General features: G+C 51.9%; 4 protein-coding genes. 2 read left to right on the top strand and 2 right to left on the bottom strand.

Annotation, left to right across the window (positions count from 1 at the left end; all coding sequences use genetic code 11):
* Positions 1 to 314: 314 nt before the first annotated feature.
* On the bottom strand, positions 315 to 515 hold the full coding sequence (locus ACO5R6_RS07495; protein ID WP_485626562.1) for a helix-turn-helix transcriptional regulator: 201 nt from the start codon (positions 513 to 515) through the stop codon (positions 315 to 317).
* Positions 516 to 536: 21 nt separating this feature from the next.
* Positions 537 to 2,405, bottom strand: coding sequence for an alpha-amylase family protein (locus ACO5R6_RS07490; protein ID WP_485626561.1), 1,869 nt, complete (start codon positions 2,403 to 2,405; stop codon positions 537 to 539).
* Positions 2,406 to 2,810: 405 nt separating this feature from the next.
* Here ACO5R6_RS07490 and ACO5R6_RS07485 point away from each other — a divergent pair, with 405 nt between their 5' ends.
* Positions 2,811 to 3,461, top strand: coding sequence for a hypothetical protein (locus ACO5R6_RS07485; RefSeq protein ID WP_485626560.1), 651 nt, complete (start codon positions 2,811 to 2,813; stop codon positions 3,459 to 3,461).
* Between the two features lie 43 nt (positions 3,462 to 3,504).
* Positions 3,505 to 3,655, top strand: a 151-nt coding sequence (locus tag ACO5R6_RS07480; protein WP_485626563.1) for a 2-dehydropantoate 2-reductase N-terminal domain-containing protein, incomplete at its 3' end; no start/stop codon positions are given.

Below are 3,655 nucleotides of genomic sequence, written 5' to 3'. Positions count from 1 at the left end.
GCCTCTGATATGGTGAGATTGGCCTTAGTCCCGTCCCTGCGCGGACGGATGGCTCCTGGCTTGAGCAAGCCAAAATGTTTCCTGATTCGTCCCGTCCCTGCGCGGACGGATGGCTCTGGCGTTACTCTCGAAATGCTGGAAAAAGAAAAAGTCCCGTCCCTGCGCGGACGGATGGCTCTTTTGCCTGAGACAGTCCAGTTTTTGCCCGGATAGTCCCGTCCCTGCGCGGACGGATGGCTCTTTTGCCTGAGACAGTCCAGTTTTTGCCCGGATAGTCCCGTCCCTGCGCGGACGGATAGCTCTTTGTTCAAGATTTATCTAATTGAGAGTTTAGCCGTCCCGTTGATACAGAAAAGTTCCTCTAAGGTTTTATGGTAGTAGGCGGCAAGCCGTATGGCTACGCAAACATTTAGGGCCTGCTGGCTGGTCTCGTACCGGTATATTGTTTTGGAATCGACTTGAATATGATCGGCAACTGTCTCTATGGAAACGCCGATTTCTTTGCGAACTGGCACTCCTTCTCCACATCGAAGGCCTTATTCTTTTTCACCGTCCTCCGTAAAATCACAAATCATCCATACAAAGCCGCCTGACTGGATCGTCACGGCGGTTTTATCAATGTCCTCATCGGTCAGCAGATCCATGTAATCGCCCAGTTCACCGACAGATACGGTCTTCTCTGTCTCTGAGAAGTTATAGAGGCCGACCAGCTTTTCTCCCTCATAATAGCGGCCGATGCCGAGGATGCTGTCATCGCCGGCTTGTACGAGCCAGACATCCGCCCCGCCGTCAAAGACACGGTGGTCTTTGCGAAGCCGCTCCAACTTCCGCAAGGAACTGAAGAGACGGCCTTCCGGCCTGTTTTGATCCAAGCGCTTTTCCGCAGCTTCCCAGTCCAGTTGGCCGCGGTGAAGCCAACGACTGTCCGGTGCTTTGACCGGATCATCATGATAGCTGTAATCGTTCTCCTGCGCGATTTCATCCCCGCTATAGAGGACCGGGATGCCGCTGAGAGAAAACATATAGGCATGGAGCATCAGATCAAGCCGCAGGGCCCATTTCAGCCTGCTGTCATCTTGCTCGGCTCTGGCAGACTCAATTCCGCAGAGAGAAGCAGTAGTACCGCAGAGGCGGGCATCCCGCAGACGGGGATCATCGTTATACAACTCTCCCCTGGCGGGACTGCCATACCATTTCCCGGTCAGGTAGTCGTTGAGGAATTTCTTATGGCTGGCTTCGCCTATCCCAAAGCGCCCGAGATAATCATAATCCAGCCCCCAGCCAATATCATCGTGGCAGCGGAGATAGTTGAGAAAGGTACATTCTCTCGGCAGGGCAAAGACCTGAGAGAGCTGGTGCTGTAAGAGCCGCACGTCCTTGGTCGCCACGGTGTGCCAGGTGCTGGCCATGGTTGTGACGTTATATAAGAGGTGGCACTCCGGCTTCTCTGTGCTCCCGAAATAGGGGACGACCTTGCTGGGTTCCATGACTACCTCGCCCAAGAGCAGGGTGCCGGGGCAGACGATCTCGCAAACCATACGCATCATGCGCACAAGCGTATGCACCTGCGGGAGATTGCGGCAGCTGGTACCAAGCTCTTTCCAGATATACGGCACGGCATCGAGCCGAATAATGTCTGCGCCCTGATTGCAGAGGTAGAGCATGTTCTCAACCATATCGTTGAAGACTACAGGATTGGCGAAGTTCAGATCCCACTGATAGGGATAGAAGCTGGTCATGACCACCTTGCCTGCCTCCTCGCACCAGGAGAAGTTGCCGGGCGCCGTGGTGGGAAAGACCTGGGGGACATTTTTCTCAAATTCGTTGGGAATATCCCATCCATCGTAGAAGAAATAACGGCTCTGGGCCTCGGGGTCGCCTGCGCGGGCCGCCTTTGCCCAGGCATGGTCCTCGCTGGTGTGGTTCATCACGAAATCAAGGCAGAGGGCAATGCCGCGCTTGTGGCAGTCCTCCGCCAGGGAGGCCAGGTCTTCCATCGTGCCGAGCTCCGGCTGTACCCTGCGGAAATCCGATACCGCATAGCCGCCATCGCTGCGGCCCTTCGGACTTTCCAGCAAGGGCATCAGGTGCAGGTAGTTGACCCCGCATGCCTCAATGTAATCCAGCTTCTCCTGAACGCCCTGCAAGGTTCCGGCAAAAGCCTTCACATACATGAGCATACCGACCAGCTCATGTCCCTTGTACCAACGGGAATCGGACAGGCGCTCCGCATCCAGCAGGCGCAGGGCTTCCGGGCGGCTTTTGTACATGGTCTCAAGCATTTGGGCAAAATGCTTGAAAGCCGTGGTGTCGCCGTGATAGAGATCCAGATAGTCCTGTCGCAGCTCCTCTTCATGCTCTTGATAGCGTGTGATAAATTCCTTGTCCTGTTTGCGCGTATTCATACGATTGCCTTCCATCCCAAATGTCGGTTTGCGTTATAGGGGGCCTTGTCCTTAAGATCAAGGTAATATCAAAAATCGACAAATGCAAGCCAAATTTCTGTGATAAACACAAATAATCCGCAGTCGGCAAAGCTACATTTCAACACGTTGTATGTTGGTGTATGTTAAGATGTAGTTATGTAGATAAAGCCTTCCATTCAGAGAGGAAGGCAACTGGTTGACCGCTTAACAAATGCAAGGGAATCAAGAGGTCTTGTTAAGCATATCCGAAAAGAAATGGAGAGAAGCGGCATGATCAATTTTTTTGAAGGTCAAAAACTAAGCTTTGACAGAGACAAGTACAAACTTGAAGTAAATAAAGACGGAATCTCATATATTCGTTCCAATGGCAAGCAATCTGTCGATTTGAAATTCGATGATATTGACGCGATCCATGTGATCAATTACTGCAGTCAAAACTTTCACTATACGGTGCAGCTCTGGCGAAAAGACGGCTCAGGAATGGAAGAAATCGATACCGATATGAAGGCCGTGGCTAACGGGCACAATATATTGGAGACCAAGTCAATTCTCATTGCTTTTGCGGCCCATAAGCTTACCGAGGCCTTCCCTGACAATCTGTACAACCTGGATATTGTCCTGGGACGCAATTTAAAAGAAAAAGAGATCCGATTGTCCAATGGCGTCATAAGGGGAGCCAGGCACTCGATCAAGATTGACGACATTCGCAGGGTAAAATGCGCCTGTGTCGTGCCATCTCTCGGCATCTATACAAGGGACAAGGGCGGTTTCCTCGACATGCCGGATATGGCCATTCCCGCCAATTCCTTGACCCTGCCGATCCTGGAGGCCGTTATGGCGAAGAACAAGGGAGAGGGGATTGACTTTAGTAAGGGCAATAACTTCGACCAGAAGACAGGGGAATTCATCATCATTCGCTTTATGGATTCAAGCTTTTTTGTCAATGCGGACGGTACCGTAACGGATGGCTGGCAGAAGATCGCCCATGATCGTATCCAATCTTACGGATATGACCTGACAGAGATGACACGTTAATCTTCAAAACAGAAAAAGTCTGAGGCGGGAGAAGGGACGGAATATGAAATACGCAGTGATCGGTGTCGGAGGAACAGGGGGGATGCTGGGTTATAAGCTCAGCAAGGCCGGGAAGGACTGTAGTCTGATTGCAAGAGGCGAGAATCTGAAGGCCTTGTCGCAGACTGGTTTGACCATTCATCGGCTCTGGGATG

The organism is Shuttleworthella sp., assembly GCF_057251025.1.
The sequence above is the reverse complement of the archived record's forward strand: the minus strand, read 5'-3'. Positions and strand labels throughout refer to the sequence as shown.